The sequence below is a fragment of the Chelatococcus asaccharovorans genome (assembly GCF_003201475.1).
Lineage (GTDB): Bacteria > Pseudomonadota > Alphaproteobacteria > Rhizobiales > Beijerinckiaceae > Chelatococcus > Chelatococcus asaccharovorans.
In genome coordinates this window covers 200,186-223,090 of sequence record NZ_QJJK01000008.1, presented here as the reverse complement: position 1 = coordinate 223,090, position 22,905 = coordinate 200,186, and the positions used below count along the sequence as shown (strand labels likewise).

Genomic DNA, 22,905 nt, shown 5'->3' with positions numbered 1-22,905 from the left:
TGACAACGGAAATCAGCGTAGTTCCTTTTATCCGAGAGGCCGTAGCCCCTCACCCGGACGCTGCGCGTCCGACCTCTCCCCGAGGGGGAGAGGTAACGCGCTCATGTCCGCCGCGTGGTGAATCGTTAGCGTCCCCTCTCCCGTCCGGGAGAGGGACAGGGTGAGGGTTGTACCGAACCCGCCTTAGCCCACCGTCACATCGAGGCCGAGGTCCATCACCGGTGCGGAATGGGTCAGCGCGCCGACGGAGATCATGTCGACGCCCGTCTCCGCGACGGCGGCGACCGTGTCGAGATTGATTCCGCCCGAGGCCTCCGTCAGCATGCGGCCGCCCACCATCTCCACGGCCTGGCGCAGCAGGGTAGGCGACATGTTGTCGAGCAGGACCACGTCGGCGCCCTCGTCGAGCACTTCGACGAGCTGGGCGAGCGTGTCCACCTCGATCTCGATCTTCACCATATGGCCGGCATGCGCCTTGGCGGCGCGCAGCGCCGCGGCGATCGAGCCGGCGACCGCGATGTGGTTGTCCTTGATCAGCACCGCGTCATCGAGGCCGAAGCGGTGGTTCATGCCGCCGCCTGAGCGCACGGCGTGTTTCTCGAAGGCGCGCAACAGCGGCGTCGTCTTGCGCGTGTCGACGATGCGCGCCCGGGTATGGGCGACTCGCTCGACATAGCGTGCCGTGAGCGAGGCGATGCCGGACATCCGCCCCATGAAATTGAGCGCGACGCGCTCCGCCGACAGGATGGAGCGGGCGGGACCCGACACGCGCGCGACGACGGTGCCGGGCTCGACGCTGCCGCCGTCGCGCACATCAGCCGCGAACGTGACGCCAGGATCGATCTGGCGAAAGGCTTCCTGCGCGAGATCGACGCCGGAAATGACGCCTTTGGCGCGCGACGCGATGACGAGCGCCGCCGGCGTTCCCGCCGGAATGCAGGCATTGGTGGTGATGTCACCGGCCCTGCCGAGATCCTCGGCCAGCGCCGCTGCGACGGCATCGCGCACGGTCAGCGGATTGAGCACAAGATCCTGCATGGTCATTCTCCGGCGTCGCGTTTGCGGATGAGGCCGAGCTCGGTCGCCGTCACCGTCTCGAGGGCTGCGAGCGTCGTCATGGTGCGGCGCGCCCAGGCATCGTCGCTCTGCGGAAAGTCGGCACGGAAGTGCCCCCCGCGGCTTTCCTGCCGGATGAGCGCCGGCGCGGCGATCAGAAAGGCGGCGGTCGCCATATGCGCGAGCATGATGCTCTCGGCGCCGGCATCGATATCCATGATCGTGGCGATGGCGCGCTTCAGCCCGGCGTCATCGCGGATTACGCCGACATCGGCCTGCATCGCCGCACGCAGGCGGACGATCGCCTCCTTGTCGCGCGCGGTCGGCAGGCTGGCGCGCGGCTGCCGAAGCGGCACGACGTTCACGGCCCCGGACGTATCGAGCCCCTTCAGATCGGTCGCGACGCGCGCCCCGAAGACGACGGCTTCGAGGAGCGAGTTGGAGGCGAGGCGATTCGCGCCATGGACGCCTGTCGAGGCGACTTCGCCCGCCGCCCAGAGGCCCGGCAGGGAGGTGCGTCCCTGCGCGTCGGTGACGACGCCGCCCATGTGATAATGCGCTGCAGGTGCGATCGGGATGGGCTCGACGGCGGGGTCGATGCCGACACTGGCGCAGGCCGCATAAGCGGTCGGGAAATGCTCGGCGAAACGGCGGCCGAGCGCCTCGCGCGCATCGATGAAGGCGCCGCGACCGGCGGCGATCTCGGCGAAAACGCCGCGCGCGACGACATCGCGCGGCGCCAGCTCCGCGTCCGGATGCAGGCGCAGCATGAAGCGTTCGCCGGCCTTGTTGATCAGCACCGCCCCGTCGCCGCGGATCGCTTCGCTGGCGAGCGGCGCCGGATCCCGGCCGATATCGATGCCGGTCGGGTGGAACTGCACGAATTCGGTATCGGCGATGACGGCCCCGGCGCGCGCCGCCATGGCGAGGCCGACGCCGTTCGATTCAGGCGGGTTAGTGGTGACACGGAAGAGATGGCCGGCGCCGCCCGTCGCCAGGACGGCAGCGCGGGACGGAAAATAGGTCGCCGTATCGGCGTGGCCGCTGTCACCGCGCGCGAAGACACCCGTGACGCGTCCGTCGGTTAGCGCGAGCTCCTCGGCGATGAACCCCTCCCGCACCGTGATGGAGGCGGTCTTTCGGACGGCCGCGATCAAGGCCTGCATCACGGCATGGCCGGCCGTGTCGCCGCCCACGCGCACGATGCGGCGGAACGAATGCGCAGCCTCGCGGGATTGCAGGAGCCGGCCCTCGAGGTCACGATCGAACGGCACGCCAAAGTCGAGCAGCTCGAAAATGCGCTCGGGAGCCTCCTGCGCCAGCGAGAGCGCGGCCGCTTCGTCGACGAGGCCGGCGCCGGCGATCATCGTGTCGGCCGCGTGGCTCTCCGGGCTGTCGCCCTCCGCGATGGCAGCGGCGATCCCCCCTTGCGCCCAGGCCGACGCCGCCCCTTCCCCGAGCGGGCGCGGCGACAGGACGAGACAGGGCAGGGGGCTGAGCTTGAGTGCCGTGAAGAGGCCGGCGAGCCCGCCACCGATGATGACGATATCGGGCTGGGACATGGTTTGCCTTTCGATCGCGGGTCACCCCGCTTGTCCTCCCTGCCTTAAGGGAGAGGTCGGCCAATCGCCGCCTTGACGGCTGCGTCAGTGCCGACGGGGAAGAGCATCGGCGTGATCCTCCCCCTGAAGGGGGAGGTGGCGCAGCAAAGCTGCGACGGAGGGGGAGCACGACGCCGGCTGTGCCCCACCCGGCTCCGAGCTTCGCCCGGATCCACCCTCCCCCAGGGGGGAGGGATCAGGGCCCGCGCGTTACGTGCAAACCAATCGGGTGGTTACCGTTCACCCGAAAGGACGTCTCGCGCCATCAGCTCTTGAGGTTGACCATGCGCTCGACCGAGCGGCGCGCCCGCGCAGCAAGCTCGGGCTCGATCACCACTTCCTCGCGCATGTGGATCAGGCTGTCGAGGATCTTCGGCAGGGTGATCCGTTTCATATGCGGGCAGAGATTGCACGGCCGGACGAATTCGACACCGGGCGTCTCGGTCGCGACATTGTCGGCCATGGAGCATTCCGTGACCATGACGACGCGGCGCGGCCGATGGGTCTTCACCCAGTCGATCATATGGGCGGTCGAGCCGGCGAAATCCGCCTCGGCGATCACGTCCGGCGGGCATTCCGGATGCGCGATGATGCTGACGGACGGGTCCGCATCACGGTAGGCACGCAGTTCCGCGCCAGTAAAGCGCTCATGCACCTCGCAGGCCCCCTTCCAGGCGATGATCTCGACCTTGGTCTGGGAGGCGACATATTTCGCGAGATACTGATCCGGCACGAAGAGCACGCGGTCGACGCCGAGGCTCTCGACGACCTGGACGGCGTTGGAGGAGGTGCAGCAGATGTCCACCTCCGCCTTCACCTCGGCCGAGGTATTGACATAGGCGACCACCGGCACGCCGGGATAGCGCTCTCTGAGGAGACGGACATCGGCGCCGGTGATGGATTCGGCCAGCGAGCAGCCCGCGGCGGCATCCGGGATCAGGACCGTCTTCTCGGGGCTGAGAAGCTTGGACGTCTCGGCCATGAAATGCACGCCGCCCTGGACGATCACATCCGCCTCGGCCTTGGCGGCGAGGCGCGCCAGCTGCAGCGAGTCGCCGACCACATCGGCCACGCAGTTGTAGATCTCGGGCGTCTGGTAGTTATGCGCCAGGATGACCGCGTTGCGCTCCTTCTTGAGCTCGTTGATCGCCTTCACATAAGGCGCAAAGAAGGGCCATTCGACCGGCGGGATCACCGTCTTGACGCGCTCGTAGAGATGAGCGGTCGCTGCCTCCACCGCGGGCGTATACGTCAGGTCGGGTACCGCAACGGGCGGAAAGCGACGGGACCCGCGCTTGGCTTCGGAAGCCGCCTTGGTCTCGGCTATGGCTTTGGGGTCGGACGTGACCTTGGCGTCGGACGTGACCTTGGGCCCCGCGGAGACATTGATCCGAGTTGCAACATGGCCGGTCATTGGCGTTTCCTTTTGCTCATTTCGAGCATATCTATCGACTAGAAACAAGCGGCGACCATCGCCGTTACCCATTATGCTCATTTCGAGCATAAGGATTGTAGCACTCACCCCCGATATTTTCCAGAGGCAAACAAGTCATTCTTATGCGATAGGTGCTCGGGTGCCATGTCGGCTGCGCAGGCTGCGAAGCCATGACGGATTTATCCACGCGGCAACCGGGCCCTCTTGCGGAGGGGCGGACGTCTTGTTGAAAAGCAAGGCTTTTAGGCCAGTTTTCGATCCAATAAAACGCAGGTTCCGCGCCACGCCGGCACCGGTGCCCGGGCCGTGGGGCGATCGTCCGTGCAGGCCTCATATCGCTATTGATGATGCCTCACGCAATAAATATTCATTGTCGTGATGCAAGCGGCGGCGGTAGATTTTGTCCGCGCTGGGGCTGACTGCGCCGGTCACTGAGCCTTTTCGGGCCCCGGCGTCGGTCGACTCGTCGTTCAAACCGGTTCTAGCCAGCCCTGTCGGGTTTCGGGAAACGTTCCATGGCCACCTCACCATCGACTGCCGGGACCGCCGCGGCCAAACGGCCGATTGCGCCTGAGATCATCATCCTTGCGGGATGTCTGATCGCGCTCATCTCCTTCGGTCCCAGGGCCGCGAGCGGTTTGTTCCTCCTGCCGATGAGTACGGATTATGGCTGGAGCCGCGAGGTGTTCAGCCTCGCGCTGGCCATCCAGAACCTGCTCTGGGGGATCGGCTCGCCTTTCGCCGGCGCGATTGCCGACCGTTTCGGCATCGTGCGCGTCTTCTTCGCCGGCACCATCCTCTATGTGCTCGGCCTCGTGCTGATGACCCAGGCCTCGACGCCCGGCATGCTCAATCTGTCGGCCGGCGTCATGATCGGCTTTGCCCTGTCCGGATGTTCCTTCAACCTGGTGCTGGGGGCCTTCGGCAAGCTGTTGCCCGATCGGTGGAAGCCGATGGCCTTCGGCGCCGGCACGGCAGCCGGGTCCTTCGGCCAGTTCCTGTTTCCGCCGCTGGGACATCTTTTCATCGAGAGCTTCGGCTGGCAGACCGCTCTCCTCATCTTCGCCGGGAGCCTCCTGCCGATCCTGCCGCTCTCCATGGCGCTGGCGACCCGCGGGCAAGGGGCGTCGGCTGGCGGTACTGCATCCGTGCCTGGACAATCGGTGCGGCAAGCCCTGATGGAGGCCTTCCGCCATCCGAGCTATGTCCTCCTCGTGGTCGGCTTTTTCACCTGTGGGTTTCAGCTCGCCTTCGTCACGGTTCACCTGCCCGCCTATCTCGCGGACCTCGGGCTTGCGGCCTGGGTCGGCGGTTGGACGCTCGCCGCCATCGGCCTCGCCAATGTGGTCGGGTCGCTGACGTCGGGCTACCTGTCGACCCGCATGCCGAAGCGCTGGCTCCTGTCGCTCATCTATCTCGCGCGCTCCGTGGTGACGGTCGCCTTCATCATGCTGCCCGCGTCGCCCGCATCCGCCATCACCTTCGGCGTGCTGACAGGCTTGCTTTGGCTGTCGACCGTGCCGCCGACCTCGGCGCTCGTCCTGTTGATGTTCGGTTCGCGCTACATGGCCATGCTCTATGGTTTCGCCTTCTTCTCCCATCAGGTCGGCGGCTTCCTCGGCGTCTGGCTGGGCGGCGTGCTTTATGAGAGCTACGGGTCCTACACCATCGTCTGGTGGCTGTCGGTGGCGCTGGGCGTGGCCTCCGCCGTGATCAATCTCCCTATCAAGGAGCGCGCAGTGGCCCGGGCCCAGCCAGCGTGATGCCCGGGTCGAGATTGCACTGATGCAATATCGGTCTTGCAGTCTTTGCTCTTCGCCTTGCATCGGTGGGGCGTATATCTTCGCCCCAGAGGTCGCCGATGCCAGCCTGCAGCGGTAGACCATGGTGATTGACGATCATGGAGATCGACTGATGGCGAAGGTTCTTGTCCTGTATTACTCCTCCTACGGCCATATCGAGACCATGGCCTATGCGGTGGCTGAAGGCGCGCGCGAGGCGGGTGCCGAGGTCGTCGTGAAGCGCGTTCCGGAAACGGCCCCGGAAGAGGTCGCCAAGGGTGCGGGGTTCAAGCTCGACCAGGAGGCGCCGATCGCCACCGTTGCCGAACTCACGGACTATGATGCCATCATCTTCGGTGCGCCGACGCGCTATGGCAGCTTCGCCTCGCAGATGCGCGCCTTCATCGACCAGACCGGCGGGCTGTGGGCCAAGGGTGCCCTGGTCGGCAAGGTCGGTTCGGCCTTCACGTCCTCCGCCACCCAGCACGGCGGCCAGGAATCGACCATCCTGACGTTCCTGCCGACGCTTCTCCACCACGGCTTCGTCGTCGTCGGCCTGCCTTATGCCTTCGCCGGCCAGATGGGCTTGGAGGAAATCAAGGGCGGATCGCCGTACGGCGCCTCGACGATCGCCGGCGCCGACGGCAGCCGCCAGCCTTCGGCCGTCGAGCTCGAGGGCGCGCGCTTCCAGGGCAAGCACGTCGCGACCATCGCCGGCAAGTTGGCCGGCTGATCGCCAACTGAGCTGCAATCGACCGATGGCCGGGCTTGTCCCGGCCATTTGTCGTTTTGGCGTTAGAGCAAGTCCGTCTGTTGCGGATTTGCTCTGGCGGTCAGCGCGGAGCGGCCGCCCGCCGTAGCCGGTCGTTGATGGCCTCGCCCAGATCGTGGTCGGGAATCGGCGCGACCGCGATCGCGGCCGGCCGCACCCGATCGAGCCGGCGCAGGTAGGAAAAGAGGTTGGCGGCGGCCTCGATCAGGTCGCCGCTTTCACTGAGGTTGAGGACGACCAGCGCGTGCTCCAGCCCGGCAGGCCTCTCTTTGCCGAAGAGAAGCACGGCCTCGTCTTGAGCCACGGTGGTCGCGTCCATGCGCAGGGGGGCATGGGGCGCATAATGTGATGCGAGCTGGCCGGGGGAATGCGGGCCTGTCGCGTCGGCCTCGTCGCGATCGGCAAGCGCCGTACCCAACACAGCCTCGATAGCACGGCGGCTGGTGCCGCCCGGCCGGAGAAGGCGGGGCTTGTCCTCAAGGCACGAGACGACGGTCGATTCCACGCCGACCACCGTCGCGCCGCCATCGATGACGGCGGCAATGACGCCGTCGAGATCGCTCAGGACATGGGCCGCCGTGGTGGGGCTGACGCCGCCCGAGGGGTTGGCCGATGGCGCTGCCAGGGGACGCCCGGTGGCGCGCAGGAGATCGAGCGCGACGGGATGGGCGGGAATCCGGATGGCGATGCTGTCGAGGCCGGCGCTCGCCAGCGAGGACACCGGACAGTCCGGCGTCCGCGGCACGACGAGGGTCAGCGGCCCCGGCCAGAAAGCATCCGCGAGCTTGCAGGCCTGCGCGTTGAATTCGCCCAGCTTGCGGGCGGTCGCGAAGTCGGCGACATGCGCGATGAGCGGGTTGAACCGGGGGCGGCCCTTGGCCGCATAGATCGCAGCGACAGCCGCGCCCTGCGTCGCATCGCCGCCGAGGCCATAGACGGTTTCCGTCGGGAACGCGACGAGGCGTCCGGCCTTGAGGAGGCTCGCTGCGCGCGCGATGCCCGGCGCGTCGGCGTCAAGGCATTCCGTCGCGTCGGGGGGGACGCTTGTCGCCATGGGCCACTTCTCACTTCTGCAACTGCTGTCATGCTATGACGTGGGGGCTTACGCGGCGTCCTTGGCCTCCGTCAAGCCATGGCGCATTGTCGCGCGGATTGGACAGCGGTTGGCGCGAAGGACATGTGATCAACCAGGGACCTAAGCCAGAGGGAGAAGCCTCCATGACCTATCGCGCGCCGCTGCCAGATATCATGGCTGTCCTGCGCCACGCCGCCGGATGCGACGCCGCTATCCGCGAAGGGCTCTACGGCGACCTGGCGATGGACGACATCGCCGCGATCCTCGGTGAAGCCGGAACCTTTGCCGCGGAGGTGATCGCGCCGCTCAACCGGCTGGGCGATACCGACGGAGCGCGCCTGGTGGACCGTCAGGTCGTGACGACGCCGGGCTGGCGCGACGCCTATAGGGCCTGGGCGGCTGGCGGCTGGAACGGGCTCGTCGCGCCGGGCGAATGGGGCGGGCAGGGTCTCCCCATGCTCGTTCAGGTCGCCTGCCTCGAGCTCTGGAATTCCGGCTCCATGGCCTTCGCCATCGGGCCGACGCTCACCGCCGCGGGCATCGAGGCCCTCGATATCCACGGCACGCCGGACCTGCGCCGCCTCTATCTGCCCAAACTCGTGTCGGGCGCGTGGATGGGCACGATGAATCTCACCGAGCCGCAGGCGGGCACGGATCTCAGCGCCCTGAAGACGCGGGCGGAGCGGGCTGGCGACGGCACCTATCGCGTGACGGGAACCAAGATCTTCATCACCTATGGCGATCACGATCTCACCGACAACATCGTGCATATGGTGCTGGCCAGGCTTCCCGATGCCCCGCCCGGCAACCGCGGCATTTCGCTCTTCCTGGTGCCGAAGTTCATCGTGAACCCGGACGGGAGCCTGGGCGACCGCAATGATGTCGTCTGCCAATCCCTCGAGCACAAGCTCGGCATCCACGGCTCCCCCACCTGCGTGATGACCTTCGGCGACAAGGGTGGCGCCACGGCTTATCTGGTCGGCGAGGAAAACCGCGGTCTCGCCTGCATGTTCACGATGATGAACAACGCGCGCCTGGCGGTCGGCGTCCAGGGCGTCGGTGTGGCCGAACGGGCTTTCCAGCAGGCGCTGGGCTATGCCCGGGAACGCCGGCAGGGACGGCGTCCCGATACGCCGGCGGGCCAGTCCGCAGCCATCATCGCCTTTCCCGACGTCCGGCGCATGCTGATGACGATGAAGGCCTTGACCCAGGCCGCAAGGGCGATCTGCTATCTCACCGCGAGCGCGCTCGATCGCGCGAGGCTGGCGCCCGATGCCGACGCGCGCCGGCGCGCGCACGAGACGGCTTCACTCCTCACGCCGATCGCCAAGGCCTTCTCGACCGATATCGGTTTCGAGGTCGCTTCGCTCGGCGTCCAGGTGCATGGCGGCATGGGCTATATCGAGGAGACGGGCGCGGCGCAGCATCTGCGCGATGCCCGTATCGCCATGATCTACGAGGGCACGAACGGCATCCAGGCGATCGACCTCGTCACCCGCAAGATCGGCCAGTCCGAGGGGGCGGCCGTTCATGCGCAGATTGCCGCGATCCGGCGCACCGCGACCCGCCTTCTTGCCGCGAACCGGCCGGGGCTTGGCCTGACGGCGGCGCGTCTGCGCGGCGCGGCCGAGAGCCTCGATCGCGCCACGAGCTACCTCCTCGCCGCGCTGCAGGCGGGGCGAACGGACGATGCCCTCGCCGGCGCGACGTCCTATCTCCGCCTGTTCGCCCTCGTGCAGGGATTGGCATCCCTGGCCGATATCGCGCTCGCCGATGGCGACGATGCGCCGGAGCGGGCCTCCCATGAGGCCCTCGCGCGCTTTTTCGCGGAGCATATGACGATCGGTGCGGACGGCCTTGCAGCCGATGTGATGGGCGGCGCCGGCGTGCTTGGGGAAAGCGCGGCGGTTCTGTTCGCTTGAGGCGCCGGCTACCCCACCCCTTACCCTCCCACACGGATCTTGGGCTTGTCCAAGATCCGCAGGCGTCTGCGCAAGTCGCGCAAGCCCGACTTGCGTTGGGGAGGGGCGCGGCAATGTTCGAAACTTAAAGCTCAAGCGTTGCGTAGCAAGGATGCAAATTGCCGAGGCGCGCGGTCAACCGATGCCCCTCCCCCTTGCGGGGAGGGGTAAGGGGTGGGGGGAGAGCCGGGCGCAACTCGACTTGTCACATATCGAACGTATAGAGATGTGATAGACGATCGGATGAGACCGGGCTTGTGCTGAAACCGCAGGCGCCGGGGGTCGTTCACGTCGTCGTGCCAAGCCAGGGAGCGACCATGCTCATAGCCTACAGAGCGCCGCAGGATTTCACCCGTGATGCCGAGATGCGGCTGGAACGCAGCGTCGTTCCGGTCGACGGTATCGTTCCGGAAGGCACGCTCTGGCTTGATCTGGTCGTTCCGACCCCGGGCGAGGACAAGCTCGTCGAGAAGCATCTCGGCATCCAGATACCGACCCGCGAGGACATGGAGGACATCGAGCCTTCGGAGCTGCTTTATCTCGAGCATGGCGCCCGCTACATGACGGCGCGCCTGTTGTTCAATGTGGCGAACGAGCCGGAGATGGCCGGCGTCACCTTCATCGTCAAGGACAACGCGCTGGTGACGGTGCGTTACGACGAGCCCAAGGCCTTCGCGATGTTCGCCAATCGGGCTTCACGGCCGGGTGGCTGCGGCCCGACCGCCGATGCCATTGTCGTCGGCTTGCTGGAAACGGTCATCGATCGGGCCGCCGAGGTCCTTCAGGCGACGGCCGACCGCATCGACCGCGTCTCGCAGGACATTTTCGAGAATGCGCCGGGGACGGTGCGCAAGCGTGGCGATTATTACGATACTCTGCAGGCGCTTGGCCGGTATGGCACGCTGATCTCGATGAGCCGGGAGAGCCTCGTGTCGATCGAGCGCGTGCTCCTCTTCCTGTCAGCGAGCTATCGCACGGCCAAGGTCCCGAAGGAACTCAGGGAGCAGGTGCGCACGACACTCCGCGATCTCCAGTCCCTGGAGGAACACGCCACCTTCCAGTCCAACAAGATCCAGTTCCTGCTCGATGCCTCGCTCGGCCTTGTCAATCTCGAGCAGAACAACATCATCAAGCTCTTCTCGGTGGTGGCCGTCATCTTCATGCCGCCCACGCTCGTCGCGTCGATCTATGGCATGAACTTTCAGATCATGCCGGAGCTGCATTGGGAATACGGCTATCCCCTGGCCGTCGGTCTCATGATCGCCGCGGCCGTGGCGCCCTATCTCTTTTTTCGCTGGAAACGCTGGTTGTAGCGGACAGCGACAAGAGCAAGCCCGCCTTGAATCATTTTGCGCGGATATCGGTCCAAACCGTTGATTTTTATGGTTAACGGAGAGTGAATTACGCGCTTGCGCGAGATCGGCCAGAGCAAGTCCGTCTGTTGCAGACCTGCGCCAGAAGGCCGCGGCGATCACCCCAGCGTCAATCTCCGTCGCGGATTTCGCAGAAAAAACAGGGGGTTGGGCGGGGCGCTTGACAAAAGGCCCCGGGTCTGTGCGCGCGGCTCGCGCAGGGGTTGTCCTTCAGAGCCTGACTCACTTTTTCAACGGGATGCGTTAACGTCCTGGCGAACTTTGCAGATCTTTGCCGAACGACACAGCTGCGGACCCGCGCGCTCGCCGCTTGCGACCTTCTCCGTGCAGAGCCGGCGGGGCGGCGAATCGGACGACGGCTTGACCATGGCGCAGGCCGTGACGACTTCACGCACCGGACGCTTGATATCCTGACAGATTCTCTCGACCTGACAGGTGATTTTCCCGGGCGGCGGATTGGGACTGCTCTTTGAGGTGCCCTTGGAGGTGCCTTTGGAGGTGCTCTTAAAGGTGCTCTTGGAAGCGCCATTCGGCGTGCCATCGGGCCCAGCCTGTCCCTTGGCGCCCTGCGGGGAGGCGGGGGCGGGTGGCATGCCGGCCTTGCCGACCTTGCCGCGCTTTGGCGCGCCGGTCCGTGGGGCCATCTCGGTGATGAAGGACGTCCACGATACCGCCGACACCTTACGCCTGCCGTCAGGCGCCGACAACGCGGGAGAAACAGTAGCCGCGACAAAGGCGGCAGCCAGAATGGAGCGTAAGAAACGCATGGCACGCAACACCACGAGGCCAGGGCATCCTCGCTTTTCTCCGCACGGCGAAGTTGCCCGATCTCATTGTTTTTACAATGTTTCTGGCGGAAACGCGGTACGCGCTTGTCCCGAAACCGCTCAACGTGGCCTTGAGGCAAGCCACGCTATGGAGAGCGTCCATCCTACCAATTGAGACGATGGCGTCGCGGAAGCGGCTGCGCAACGTCACGCAGCCAGCGCCGTTAACGCTCTCAGATTTAAACGATAACGCCCGGATTGAGGATGCCGGACGGGTCGAGCGCCGCCTTCAATGTGCGCATCAGCTCCATGGCGACCGGGTCCTTCACCGCAGGCAGCGCCGCGCGCTTCAGACGGCCGATGCCATGCTCCGCCGAGATCGATCCGCCGTGCCGGATGACGATGGCGTGGACCACCTCGTTGAGATCATGCCAGCGGTCAAGGAAGGCCTGCTTGTCCCAATCGACGGGCTGGCTGAAATTGAAATGGATATTGCCATCGCCGATATGGCCGAAGGGCACGGGGCGGATGCCCGGGATCAGCTTTGCGGCAGCGGCGCTCGCCTCCTCGATCAGCGCGGGGATCTCTGCGATCGGCACGGAGACGTCGTGCTTGATCGATCCGCCCTCGCGTCCCTGCATCTCGGACAGAGATTCGCGCAGTGCCCAGAAGGCGAGGCGCTGATCCAGCGAGGTCGCAAGGACCGCGTCAAGGACGAGGCCGTCCTCGATCGCGCCGCCCAGCGAATGCTCGAGCTTGGCATCGAGATCGCCCTCGATCTGCGACGACAATTCGATCAGCACATACCAGGGATGCGGCTCGGCGAAGGGGTCACGCGCGCCCGGCGCATGGCGGACGACGATCTCGATACAGATGCGCGACATGAGTTCGAAGGTGGTGAGGCTGAAGCCGATCTCGGATTTGACCCGCGCGAGAAGCTGCACGGCGGCTGCGGGCGAGGGGATGGCGCAGAACACGGTGATGCGCTGGCGTGGCCGCGGGAAAAGCTTGAGCACCGCCCCGGTGACGATGCCGAGGCTGCCTTCCGAACCGATGAAGAGGTTCTTCAGGTCGTAGCCCGTATTGTCCTTGCGCAGCTTGCCGAGCGTATTGAGAATGCGCCCGTCGGCGAGGACCACTTCGAGCCCCAGCACGAGATCGCGCGTATTGCCATAGGCAAGCACCGCCGTGCCGCCGGCATTGGTGGCGATGTTGCCGCCGATGGTGCAGGACCCCTCGGAGGCGAGTGACAGCGGAAACAGCCGGTCGGCCGCCTCTGCCGCTTCCTGCACCTTGAGGAGGGTGACGCCACCATCCACCGTGATGGTATCGGTCAGGGCATCCACTTCGCGGATCCGATCAAGGCGCTGCAGCGACAGCACGATCGCGGCGCGCTGGGCATCCGGCGTCTGGCCGCCGACGAGCCCGGTATTGCCCCCCTGCGGAATGACGGCGAGGTTGAGATCGTTCGCGAGCTGCATGATGGCGGCGACTTCCGTCGTCGAGGCCGGTTTGACGATGGCGCGCGCCGTGCCGTGGAACAGGCCGCGGGGTTCGTGAAGAAACGGGGCCATGTCCTCGGGGGCGGTCAGCACATAAGGGGCGCCGACGATTGCCGTGAGGGCCTCGATCACAGTCGCATTGTCCATCCGCCTTAGCCCTTTTCCTTAGCGTCCCAGAATTCCGACGATTTCCATATGCGAAGAATAGCGGAACTGGTCCAGCGGTATCACACGCGTGAGCGAGAAACCTGCGGCGATCAGAACAGACATGTCCCGTGCGAAGGTCTGGGCATCGCAGGAGACGGCGATGACATGCTTCAGCTTGCTGGCGGCGATTTCCCGCACCTGCGCTTCGGCGCCGGCGCGCGGCGGGTCGAAGACCACCGCGTCGAAGCGGTTGAGCTCGAGCGGCAGCAGCGGCCGGCGGAACAGGTCCCGCGTCTCGGTGGTGACCGGGCGCAGCCCCTGTGTGCTACGGACGGCCCTATCCAGGGCCTGAAGCGCGGGGGCGAAGGATTCGACCGCGTGGACGGTGCTGCGCTCGGCTAACCGCAGCGCGAAGGGGCCGCATCCCGCAAAGAGGTCGGCGATGCGCTTGCGGCCCTGGCAGGCCTCGCTGACGATGCGCCCAAGCCTATCCTCGCCCACCGCTGTCGCCTGCAGGAAGCCGCCGGGCGGCGGCACAATGAGTGCCCGCCCCATCGTGATGGCTGGCGGCCGACGTTCGACGATGAGCTCACCATGCAGCGACAGGCGGGCGAGATCGAGATGGCCCGCGAGGGCGGTCAGCGCCAGGCGTTCCTTGTCGCGCGGCGCGCCGAGGCCGCGCAGGTCGACGTCGAGCCCGCCGCTCGTCGCCGTGAGCTGGATGTCGAGGGGCTTGCGAACGCCGACGGCCTCGGCCAGCGCCGTGGCCACGGCCGGCGCCCGCGCGAGGCCGGGCGCGAGCACGGGGCAATGGTCGATCGCCACGAGCGTATGGCTGCGGGCGGCCATGAAGCCGACCTTTGCCTTGCCGTCCACAAGCCGGCCGTGGACGGTGACGCGCCGCCGGCCCTCGCCATGGGCGTCGATGAGATCCTCGACCTCAGTCTCTATGCCGGCCCAGGCCAGCGCCGAGACCACAAGCTCCCGCTTCCAGTGACGGTAGAGCGCCGCATCCATGTGCTGGGTCGCGCAGCCGCCGCAATGGGTGAAATAGGAGCATTCCGGCGCCCGCCGCGCCGGCGATGCCTTGTCGACCGTGAGCAGTTCGGCGCGGTCGCCATCAAGCGCCACGGACACGGTTTCGCCCGGCAGCGTAAAGGGCACATGCACCGGCGTTTCGCCGAACAGCGCGACGCCGTCGCCGCGCCGCCCGAGGCGGTCGATGGTGAGGCTGGTCGTCATGGCTGTCTCCGGCGCGCGCCGATAAGGAATTCCCGATTGCCGTCGCCGCCGGCGATCGGCGAGGGGATCAACCCCAATACATCGAAGCCGAGCCCGGTGACAAAATCTGTCATGTCGTCGCAGACGCGCGCATGGACGGCGGCATCGCGCACCACGCCTTTGGCAACATGGGCGCGGCCCGCCTCGAACTGTGGTTTCACCAGGGCGACCAGCGCCGCATCGTCGGCGAGCAGGGGCATGACCGGCGGCAGAACCAGCCGGAGCGAGATGAAGCTGACATCGGCGACGAGGAGGCCGACGGGCTCGGGAATCACGTCGCGCGTGAGCTTGCGCGCGTCGGTCCCCTCCAGCGAGACGACGCGGGGGTCGCCTCTGACGCTTGGATGGAGCTGCCCGTGGCCCACGTCGACCGCATAGACCCTCAGGGCGCCGCGATTGAGCAGGACCTCCGTGAAGCCCCCGGTCGAGGCGCCGATGTCGAGGCAGATCCGTCCGGCCGGCGAGGGCCCGAAGGCGTCCAGCCCCGCTTCGAGCTTCACGCCGCCCCGTGACACATAGGGATGTGGGGCGCTCGCGGTGATGACGGCATCCGGTGCCACACTGTCGGAGGCTTTACGCACGGTCACGCCATCGGCGGTGACAAGACCCGCGGCGATGGCGGCCTGCGCCCTGGCGCGCGTCTCGAAGAAGCCCCGTTCCACCAAGAGCTTGTCGGCTCTTGTCTTTTCACCGGCCATGATCGCTGTCTACCATGCTCATCGCCTATGGCGCTCTTCACGCGCGCCCGGGCGCCATCCCGGCTGTCTCGTTGGTCGGGAACGCTCGCATCATCCAGATGAGCAGGGCAAGGCCGGGCAGGGCGGCGGCCGTCGAGATGAGAAAATAGGTCGTCCAGTCCACCTGGTCGGCGAGCCAGCCGCCGCCCGAGGCGAAGATGGTGCGCGTGAAGGCCATGAAGGAACTGACGAGCGCGTATTGCGTCGCCGTATAGGCGACGTTGCAGAGGGAGGAGAGATAGGCGACGAAGGCTGCCGTCCCCATGCCGCCGGCCAGGTTCTCGACACTCATCGTCACGATGAACACCGAGAGATTGGCGCCGACCATGGCCTGAGCGACGAAGACGAGATTGCTCGCCGCCTGCAGGACGCCGCAGATGAGGAGCGCGCGCATGATGCCGAGCCGCGCCACGATGACGCCGCCGATGAGCCCGCCGGAGATCGTCATGATGACGCCGTAGGACTTCGAGACGAGCCCGATCTCCGCCTTCGTGAAACCGATCGCGAGATAGAAGGGGTTTGCCATCACGCCGATCAGCGCATCGCCGTATTTGTAAAGCGCGATGAAGAGGAGGATGGCGACCCAATGCGGTCTTTGCGCGAAATCGGCGAGGGGCGCGACGACCGCGCTCCGGATCCAGCCGAACGGATCGGCGGCGATCGAGGTTTCCGCGACATCCGGGCGCGCCGGCTCCCGGCTCAAGAGGACGGTGATCACGCCGATGCCCATCATCGCCGCCATCGCCGCATAGGCGGTGAACCAGCCGAAGAGCTCCGCCAGCACCAGCGCGCCGCCGCCGGAGACGATCATGCCGAGGCGATAGCCGAGCACGATATTGCCCGCGCCGGCGCCAAGTTCCTTTTCTTCAAGGCTTTCGACCCGGTAGGCGTCGATGACGATGTCCTGGGTGGCGGAGGCGAAGGCGAGCGCGACGGCCCAGCCGGCGGTCGCCAGCAGGTTATGGGCAGGATCGCTCGAACCGAGCCCGATCATGCAGAGCGCTGTGAGTACCTGCGCCAGGATCATCCAGCCGCGCCGCTGACCGAGAAGGCGCGTCAGGACGGGGATGGGCAGGCGGTCCACCAGCGGCGACCACAGCCATTTGAAGCCATAGGCCGTCGAGGCCCAGGAGAACAGGCCGATCATGGTCATCGACACGCCCGCCTCGGCGAGCCACGCCGACAGCGTGCCGTAGACGAGCGAGAGCGGCAGGCCCGAGGAGAAGCCCAGGAACAGGATCGCGATGATGCGCGGGTCCGTATAGACCGCGAGGGAGCGGAGCCACGCGCTCATGGTGTCTCGTTCATGATGGGCCGTCCGGCCGTTGCGATGCGGTTCAGAACCGTGCGTTCGATCCGGCCACTATCCGCGAATATGCTTATCAGTCCGTAAGCGCGGAGCGCACGTCGGTCTGAGCGAAATCATTGCCCTTATAGAGCAGGGGGGCATCGAGGGATATGGCGAGGGCGTAGGACGCGCAGTCTGCCAGATTGAGCTTGGCGGGACTGCCGGAGCCACGGCCGAAACGCGCGTAAGCCTGACTGGCTATGTCGGCCTGGCGTTCGTCGAATGCATGCTGCTTCAGGTCCGCGACGGAGAGCAAGCTCTCAAAGGGATCGAGGTATCGACGGTCAGCACGACGCAAAAGCACTGTCCTTGTCTCATAGATCGTGACCGCGGACGAAATCCTTTGCGATGCGCTCTGAAGCGACGACGCGATCTGTCCAGCATCGGGCTCGCCAAGCAATATCGAGAGGAAGGCCGAACTATCGACGACGATCAGCATCGTCGTCTTCGTCGACTTCGCCCCAAAGTTCGTCGAAATCGCGCTTGGTGATCTTCGGAATGGGGCCGAGCTTCCGCACGCGCTCCTGAATCTCCCGGATCGCCTGCATCTTGCGTTCGATCTCGGCCTCGCGTGCGGCTCGCGCTTCCTCCTGCAACAGAAGAAGGCCCTTGCGCACGGCTTCCGTAATCGTGTCGCCGGTCAGGGCCGCAACCTCGCGGGCGAGCCGCTCGGTCTCGGCGGATTTGATGTTGAGGGCCATGGCTTTCTTCCTCGTGCCGGAGAGGAAGAATGGGGTACGCGGCAAGACATTGCAAGTCGGCCGAGTGGTCACGATCCCGGGCCAGGAACCCGGGCGAGGCCGCGCCGTCATCACCGGGCCTTCAGGCGCTGCGCGCCACCTCGGCCTGCCCGAGTGTCGCGAAGACCTGCGCGACGATGCCTGCCGCATCGAGGCCGGCAGCCGCATACATCGCTTCCGGTTTGCCGTGGTCGATATAGGCGTCGGGGAGCGTCAGCGTCCGCACCTTCAGGCCACGGTCGAGCGCGCCCTCGGCCGCGAGGCTCTGCAGGACGAAGGCGCCGAAGCCGCCCACCGCGCCCTCCTCGACGGTGATGAGGCATTCATGCGCGCGGGCGAGCCGGCGGATCAGGTCGAGATCGAGCGGCTTGGCGAAACGGGCGTCGGCGACGGTCGTGGAGATCCCGCGCGCCTCGAGAATCTCAGCCGCTTTCAGCGAATCCGCCAGCCGCGTGCCGAGTGACAGCAGGGCGACGCGCGTGCCCTCGCGCAGGATGCGTCCCTTGCCGATCGCAAGCGGGATACCCTTCTCCGGCATGTCGACGCCCACCCCGTCGCCACGCGGGTAGCGGAAGGCGATCGGCCCCGCGTCATAGGCGGCGGCGGTCGCGACCATATGGACGAGCTCCGCCTCGTCGGCGGCCGCCATCACGACCATATCCGGCAGCGCGCCGAGGAAGCCGATGTCGAAGGAGCCGGCATGGGTCGCGCCGTCCGCCCCGACGAGCCCGGCCCGGTCGATGGCGAAACGCACCGGCAGCTTCTGGATGGCGACGTCGTGGACCACCTGGTCATAGGCGCGCTGCAGGAAGGTGGAATAGATGGCGCAGAAGGGCTTGTAGCCCTCCGTCGCGAGGCCGGCCGCGAAGGTCACCGCATGCTGCTCGGCGATGCCGACGTCGAAGGTTCGCGTCGGGAAGGCCTGGCCGAACAGGTCGAGCCCCGTGCCGGAGGGCATCGCGGCGGTGACGGCGACGATCTTCTCATCCGCGCGCGCCGCCGTGATCAGGCTTTCGGCAAAGACCTTGGTATAGGCGGGCGCATTGCTCTTGGGCTTGGCCTGGACCCCGGTGATGACATCGAAGGTGCCAACCCCGTGGTATTTGTCGGCCGAGGCCTCGGCGGGCGCATAGCCCTTGCCCTTCTGGGTGACCACATGGACGAGGATCGGTCCGGAGGTCGCATCCCGGGCGTTGCGCAGCACCGGCAGCAGGTGGTCGAGGTTGTGGCCGTCGATCGGGCCGACATAGTAGAAGCCGAGTTCCTCGAACAGCGTGCCGCCCGTCCAGAAGCCGCGGGCATATTCCTCGGCGCGTTGCGCCTTCTCATAGAGGAACTTCGGCAGGTGGCGGGCGAGCTGCTTGCCGACCTCGCGGATCGAGCGGTAGGTGCCGCCGGAGACGAGACGCGCGAGATAGGCCGACATGGCGCCCGCCGGCGGCGCGATCGACATGTCGTTGTCGTTGAGGATGACGATGAGCCGCGCGTTCATCGCGCCGGCATTGTTCATCGCCTCATAGGCCATGCCGGCCGACATGGCGCCGTCGCCGATGACCGCGACGACGTTGCGCGGCTTCTTGGCCGAAGCCTTCTCGCCCGGATCCTTGCCGCCCGGGTCTCTGCCGCTCGCCTCGTCCAGCGTCTGGGCGACGGCCATGCCGAGCCCGGCCGAGATGGAGGTCGAGGAATGCGCGGCGCCGAACGGGTCGTATTCGCTCTCGGAGCGGCGGGTGAAGCCGGACAGGCCACCCGGCTTGCGCAGGGTGCGGATGCGGTCGCGCCGTCCGGTGAGAATCTTGTGCGGGTAGGCCTGATGGCCGACGTCCCAGATGATGCGGTCATACGGTGTGTCGAAGACGTGATGGAGCGCAACGGTCAGTTCGACGACGCCAAGTCCCGCACCGAGATGGCCCCCTGTGATCGAGACCGCGCTGATCGTCTCCTGCCGCAACTCGTCCGCGACCTGCCGCAGCGCTGCGTCGGGCAGGCGCCTCAGATCCTCGGGCAGGGCGATCGTGTCCAGAAGGGGGGTCAATGCCGGCACGGCAGGGGTCCTCACGCATAGGGATGACCGACCCGCTCGACACAGGCGGACTGGTCGATCCGGTCGGACGGGTCGATCAGGTCTCCACGTCGAGCGGCTCTGTCCCCGTCGCGCGTCCGTCTGACGACAGGGTGATCTTCTCGATGCGCTGCTCTGCACGCTTCAGCAGCGCCTCGCAATGCGCCTTCAAAGCCTCGCCACGCTCATAGATGGCAAGTGATTCCTCAAGCGCCACGTCGCCGCGTTCCAGCCGCGCGACGATCTGCTCCAACTCCGCCAGCGCTCGCTCGAAAGGCAGGGCGGCGATGTCGGCCTGATCGGTGGCGCCGGAGGAACCCTTGGTCAAAGAGGAACCTTTGGTCAAAGAGGCATCCTTGGTCGAAACATCCTGGCTCATGATGCGCGTTATCACCCGTTTGCCCCCCAAGTTGCAAGCCTGGAACCTGCAAGCTTCGAGCTTGCAAGCGTCAAGCCTCAAAGCCCGGGGCCATCCACCTTGTCCCCGTCCCCCGCGGCTTTATTGCGGCGGCGCGGCGATCGGCGTGCGAGGAGGCGGCGGACCTGGTCGCGTCCTCAGGAGAAGCTTCTGATAGGCGAGGCCGATGCCGACCAGGACGAGGCCGAGGCCGATGAAGGAGAGCGCCCTGAGCGCGCCTTCCAGATTAGCCAGATCCACCAGAAAGACCTTGAGCACGGCGGCGAGGATATAGGCGCCGGAGAGAAGCCTGGCGAGGCGAAGATTCCACAACAGCCCGATGGCGAGCAGCAGTACGCCCATGGCGATCAGGGCCAGCGAATAAACCCAGAGTTCGGTCTCGCCGGTCATCCGCCAGAGGCTGACCACCGGCCCCTGGAACAGCCTGCGGATCTCCAGGAGCATATAGAGGAGATGCAGGAACAGGCCGAGGCCGGCCGCGGTGTAGACATACCATGCCGGCCGGTTTGGCCGCGCATACCACGCCACCGCAAAGGCGGCGAGCGCCGGAATGAGATAGCCGAGAAGAAGTCCGTTGAAGATCGCACCGCCGGGAATGGCATCGCCCGAGAAGGCGGGGTTGTCGACGACCGCCAGCAGGCCGAAGGACACCGCCAGCGAGAAGGCGCCGAACAGAAGCGACGCGACACGATAGACGGGATCGCGGCGGCGGGCGTCGAAGCGCACCATGACCAGAGAGAACAGAAGGCTCGATGTCACCATCAGCCCGGCTTCGACCAGGCTCGAAGCCTCCTTGAGAACGTCACCGCCGTTGAGCGCATGGCGGATCTGGAAGAAGACGAGCAGCGCCGCGAAGACGATCGACAGGCTCTCGCAGAGCTGCGTGATGGCGTCACGGCCATGCCGGGCCAGGATGACCGCGGCAAGGCCGAAGCTGACCGCCGGCACGCCGTAGCCCCAGAGCAGCCAGTTCAGGATCGGGGTCGTGCCGAGATCGCCGCCCGTGAGGGTCGGATCCCAGATGACGCGGCCGAGGACGAGGATGCCGATCGCCCCGACCACATAGCGCAGCGCCGGAATGCGGCAGAGCCAGCCGACCCACGCCGTCCCGAGTGCGGCCAGCGCGAAGGCCACCGTCAGCATGCCCTTGTCGAGCGCGAAGGTGAGGCCGAGTGCCAGCGCCGCGACCGCAGCCGCGGCAAAGGCGCCGGTGCCGAGTGCCAGCACGGGCGCTTCCGCTTCCCGCGTCCGCATCAGCCGCGCGGCGTAGGTGGCGGCAAGGCCGAGGCCGGCCGCGACCAAAGCGAAGGGAATGCTCTTGTCGAAGCCGGCGACACGCCAATAGGCGATGACGAGGAGTGCGAGCGGCCCGACGGTGGCCGCACCCGCATAGGAGGCGATGGTGACGAAGGGCAGGCGCGCGCCGCGGAGAAGACGCCAGAGGCTCCCCAGCGCCACGGCCGCGCCGCTGCCGATGGCGAAGGTGAGATAGAGGCTGAGCGTCTCGGGCATCGGGATGCTGCCCGCGCCGCCGGGCAGCACGTTCTGCGGTTCGGCGCGCGCTTCCCTGGCAACCGGCCACAGGAAAAGCGTGGCGCCGGCGATGGCGGCGGCCAGCGCCGCGCCAGCGGCGGCCGGTGCGATCCGGACCGCGGTGGCGACATAGACGCCGACCATGATCCCGCCAAAGAGCGCGCGGGTGCCGCCGTCGAGCGATACCGTCATGGCGAGCCCGCCGAGCCCGGCGAAAAGGGCCAGCACGCCGAGGCCGAGCGGATCGGGATTGGCGCGCTCCTCCTCCACGCCCCGGTTCGGATCGACGACGAGAAGCGCGATCGCCAGCAAGGCCTGGAGGACGATATGGCTCAGGAGCGGGGGTGCATGACCGGCACTGAAGGCCAGGATGAGGAAGCCGCCCCAGAGGGCGGCGCCGAGCGCAGCCGAGACCGCGAGCCATTTCCACAGCCGGAATCGGGCAAGCGCGTAGGAGGCCGCCACGGGAAACAGGAGATAGATCACCAGCGCCCAGGGCTCGGGTTCGTCCGTGGAGACGAGCAGCGGCGAGACGAGGGCCGCGAGAAGCCCCAGCGCTGCCAGCGCCGGCCCGTGCAGGACCGAGGCCGTCAGCGTCGCCAGCGAGACGAGGCCAAGCAGCACGAAGGCGGTGGCGGGGCTGATGAAGTCGTAGAGTGCGTAAGATGCATAGACCGTCGCGAAGGCGGTCGCCGTCCCGGCGGCCGTCAGCACGCTCGGCACATGCGCGGAGGGGATCCCGGCAAAGGCGGCGCCGCGTTCACGCCGGCGGAACCATTCGCCCGCCGCGACCAGAACAAGCGCGAGAAGCGCCGCGCCCATGACGCGCATGCCGGGACCGAAATAGCCCTGTTCGACGGAAAAGCGCACGAGCAGGAAGCCGCCGAGCGCCAAGGCCACGCCGCCGACCCACACCGCCCAGCGCGAACCGAGCCTTTCCTCCAGGCCAGGGCGGGGTGCCGCGGGCACCGCTTCGGCCGCGTCCGGTGTGTCTTCGCGGGCCGCCTGCGCCCATTCGGGAATGTCGGGCTCCGGCGTCGGTTCGGGCGTAACGGCGTCCGCTGGCTCCTCCGTCGGACTCCCCAGCGTTTCGGCCTCGTCCTCTGAAGGTGGCTCCAGCTGTTCAGGCGGAGGCGCCGCCGCTGTGTGGGATTGCGGCAGGCCGGATATCAAAGCCCGCTCCAGTCCCTCCACCTTTGCCTCAAGCACGCGGGTGCGTTGCCTGAGACCCAAGGCCATGACAAAGCTGGCGATCGTCATGATCGGCAGGGCGAGTATCAGCAGCCCGAGCAGTACCCATTCCATGGCGTCGCCTT

Annotated in this window: 18 protein-coding genes; 4 read left to right on the top strand and 14 right to left on the bottom strand. The window is 66.7% G+C overall.

Annotated features, from left to right (window positions below; all coding sequences use genetic code 11):
- Nucleotides 1-183: 183 nt before the first annotated feature.
- From nadC to nadA, 3 genes are all read right to left on the bottom strand, one after another.
- On the bottom strand, nt 184-1,038 hold the full coding sequence (gene nadC, locus C7450_RS19920; protein WP_110376193.1) for a carboxylating nicotinate-nucleotide diphosphorylase: 855 nt from the start codon (nt 1,036-1,038) through the stop codon (nt 184-186).
- 2 nt (nt 1,039-1,040) lie between these two features.
- Complete coding sequence (locus tag C7450_RS19915; RefSeq protein WP_110376192.1) at nt 1,041-2,618, bottom strand: L-aspartate oxidase; 1,578 nt, start codon at nt 2,616-2,618, stop codon at nt 1,041-1,043.
- A 304-nt stretch (nt 2,619-2,922) separates the two neighbouring features.
- Nucleotides 2,923-4,071, bottom strand: coding sequence for a quinolinate synthase NadA (gene nadA / locus C7450_RS19910; RefSeq protein WP_110376191.1), 1,149 nt, complete (start codon nt 4,069-4,071; stop codon nt 2,923-2,925).
- Between the two features lie 536 nt (nt 4,072-4,607).
- On the opposite strand from nadA, the gene C7450_RS19905 reads away from it, so the two are divergent.
- A complete protein-coding gene (locus tag C7450_RS19905) occupies nt 4,608-5,855 on the top strand; it encodes an MFS transporter (protein WP_110376190.1) in 1,248 nt (415 codons plus the stop codon).
- A 151-nt stretch (nt 5,856-6,006) separates the two neighbouring features.
- A complete protein-coding gene (wrbA, locus tag C7450_RS19900) occupies nt 6,007-6,606 on the top strand; it encodes an NAD(P)H:quinone oxidoreductase (RefSeq protein WP_110376189.1) in 600 nt (199 codons plus the stop codon).
- 100 nt (nt 6,607-6,706) lie between these two features.
- Here wrbA and C7450_RS19895 read toward each other — a convergent pair whose 3' ends face one another.
- Entirely contained in the window at nt 6,707-7,699 is a 993-nt protein-coding gene (locus C7450_RS19895) for an L-threonylcarbamoyladenylate synthase (protein WP_110376188.1), read from the bottom strand.
- 164 nt (nt 7,700-7,863) lie between these two features.
- Here C7450_RS19895 and C7450_RS19890 point away from each other — a divergent pair, with 164 nt between their 5' ends.
- Nucleotides 7,864-9,642: an acyl-CoA dehydrogenase family protein gene (locus C7450_RS19890; protein WP_110376187.1), complete on the top strand. Its 1,779-nt coding sequence runs from the start codon at nt 7,864-7,866 to the stop codon at nt 9,640-9,642.
- Between the two features lie 356 nt (nt 9,643-9,998).
- Nucleotides 9,999-10,994, top strand: coding sequence for a magnesium/cobalt transporter CorA (gene corA, locus C7450_RS19885; protein ID WP_425351247.1), 996 nt, complete (start codon nt 9,999-10,001; stop codon nt 10,992-10,994).
- Between the two features lie 290 nt (nt 10,995-11,284).
- Here corA and C7450_RS19880 read toward each other — a convergent pair whose 3' ends face one another.
- The 10 genes from C7450_RS19880 to C7450_RS19835 form a co-directional block, all read right to left on the bottom strand.
- On the bottom strand, nt 11,285-11,836 hold the full coding sequence (locus C7450_RS19880) for a hypothetical protein (RefSeq protein WP_146227414.1): 552 nt from the start codon (nt 11,834-11,836) through the stop codon (nt 11,285-11,287).
- Between the two features lie 224 nt (nt 11,837-12,060).
- Nucleotides 12,061-13,470 carry an FAD-binding oxidoreductase gene (locus tag C7450_RS19875; RefSeq protein ID WP_110376185.1) on the bottom strand — a complete coding sequence of 470 codons (1,410 nt, stop codon included), beginning with the start codon at nt 13,468-13,470 and terminating at the stop codon, nt 12,061-12,063.
- An 18-nt stretch (nt 13,471-13,488) separates the two neighbouring features.
- The gene (locus tag C7450_RS19870; protein WP_110376184.1) at nt 13,489-14,712 is read right to left on the bottom strand and encodes a class I SAM-dependent RNA methyltransferase; all 1,224 of its coding nucleotides are present in this window, start codon (nt 14,710-14,712) and stop codon (nt 13,489-13,491) included.
- Nucleotides 14,709-15,449, bottom strand: a complete 741-nt coding sequence (locus C7450_RS19865; RefSeq protein ID WP_110376183.1) for a TlyA family RNA methyltransferase — start codon at nt 15,447-15,449, stop codon at nt 14,709-14,711. The genes C7450_RS19870 and C7450_RS19865 overlap by 4 nt, the downstream gene beginning before the upstream one ends.
- Nucleotides 15,450-15,486: 37 nt before the next feature.
- Nucleotides 15,487-16,782 carry an AmpG family muropeptide MFS transporter gene (locus C7450_RS19860; protein WP_110376182.1) on the bottom strand — a complete coding sequence of 432 codons (1,296 nt, stop codon included), beginning with the start codon at nt 16,780-16,782 and terminating at the stop codon, nt 15,487-15,489.
- Nucleotides 16,783-16,870: 88 nt separating this feature from the next.
- Nucleotides 16,871-17,275: a type II toxin-antitoxin system VapC family toxin gene (locus C7450_RS19855; RefSeq protein WP_110376373.1), complete on the bottom strand. Its 405-nt coding sequence runs from the start codon at nt 17,273-17,275 to the stop codon at nt 16,871-16,873.
- The gene (locus tag C7450_RS19850) at nt 17,256-17,537 is read right to left on the bottom strand and encodes a type II toxin-antitoxin system VapB family antitoxin (protein WP_110376181.1); all 282 of its coding nucleotides are present in this window, start codon (nt 17,535-17,537) and stop codon (nt 17,256-17,258) included. The genes C7450_RS19855 and C7450_RS19850 overlap by 20 nt, the downstream gene beginning before the upstream one ends.
- 121 nt (nt 17,538-17,658) lie before the next feature.
- A complete protein-coding gene (gene dxs / locus C7450_RS19845) occupies nt 17,659-19,620 on the bottom strand; it encodes a 1-deoxy-D-xylulose-5-phosphate synthase (protein ID WP_170147336.1) in 1,962 nt (653 codons plus the stop codon).
- A 76-nt stretch (nt 19,621-19,696) separates the two neighbouring features.
- A complete protein-coding gene (locus tag C7450_RS19840) occupies nt 19,697-19,966 on the bottom strand; it encodes an exodeoxyribonuclease VII small subunit (RefSeq protein ID WP_245450008.1) in 270 nt (89 codons plus the stop codon).
- Nucleotides 19,967-20,137: 171 nt separating this feature from the next.
- Nucleotides 20,138-22,894, bottom strand: a complete 2,757-nt coding sequence (locus tag C7450_RS19835) for a DUF2339 domain-containing protein (protein WP_110376179.1) — start codon at nt 22,892-22,894, stop codon at nt 20,138-20,140.
- Nucleotides 22,895-22,905: the final 11 nt, after the last annotated feature.

Bases quoted from the DNA above. Each gene is read 5' to 3' on its own strand.
- nadC (WP_110376193.1), bottom strand. From the start codon at position 1,038: ATGCAGGATCTTGTGCTCAATCCGCTGACCGTGCGCGATGCCGTCGCA.
- C7450_RS19915 (WP_110376192.1), bottom strand. From the start codon at position 2,618: ATGTCCCAGCCCGATATCGTCATCATCGGTGGCGGGCTCGCCGGCCTC.
- nadA (WP_110376191.1), bottom strand. From the start codon at position 4,071: ATGACCGGCCATGTTGCAACTCGGATCAATGTCTCCGCGGGGCCCAAG.
- C7450_RS19905 (WP_110376190.1), top strand. From the start codon at position 4,608: ATGGCCACCTCACCATCGACTGCCGGGACCGCCGCGGCCAAACGGCCG.
- wrbA (WP_110376189.1), top strand. From the start codon at position 6,007: ATGGCGAAGGTTCTTGTCCTGTATTACTCCTCCTACGGCCATATCGAG.
- C7450_RS19895 (WP_110376188.1), bottom strand. From the start codon at position 7,699: ATGGCGACAAGCGTCCCCCCCGACGCGACGGAATGCCTTGACGCCGAC.
- C7450_RS19890 (WP_110376187.1), top strand. From the start codon at position 7,864: ATGACCTATCGCGCGCCGCTGCCAGATATCATGGCTGTCCTGCGCCAC.
- corA (WP_425351247.1), top strand. From the start codon at position 9,999: ATGCTCATAGCCTACAGAGCGCCGCAGGATTTCACCCGTGATGCCGAG.
- C7450_RS19875 (WP_110376185.1), bottom strand. From the start codon at position 13,470: ATGGACAATGCGACTGTGATCGAGGCCCTCACGGCAATCGTCGGCGCC.
- C7450_RS19870 (WP_110376184.1), bottom strand. From the start codon at position 14,712: ATGACGACCAGCCTCACCATCGACCGCCTCGGGCGGCGCGGCGACGGC.
- C7450_RS19865 (WP_110376183.1), bottom strand. From the start codon at position 15,449: ATGGCCGGTGAAAAGACAAGAGCCGACAAGCTCTTGGTGGAACGGGGC.
- C7450_RS19860 (WP_110376182.1), bottom strand. From the start codon at position 16,782: ATGAGCGCGTGGCTCCGCTCCCTCGCGGTCTATACGGACCCGCGCATC.
- C7450_RS19855 (WP_110376373.1), bottom strand. From the start codon at position 17,275: ATGCTGATCGTCGTCGATAGTTCGGCCTTCCTCTCGATATTGCTTGGC.
- C7450_RS19850 (WP_110376181.1), bottom strand. From the start codon at position 17,537: ATGGCCCTCAACATCAAATCCGCCGAGACCGAGCGGCTCGCCCGCGAG.
- C7450_RS19835 (WP_110376179.1), bottom strand. From the start codon at position 22,894: ATGGAATGGGTACTGCTCGGGCTGCTGATACTCGCCCTGCCGATCATG.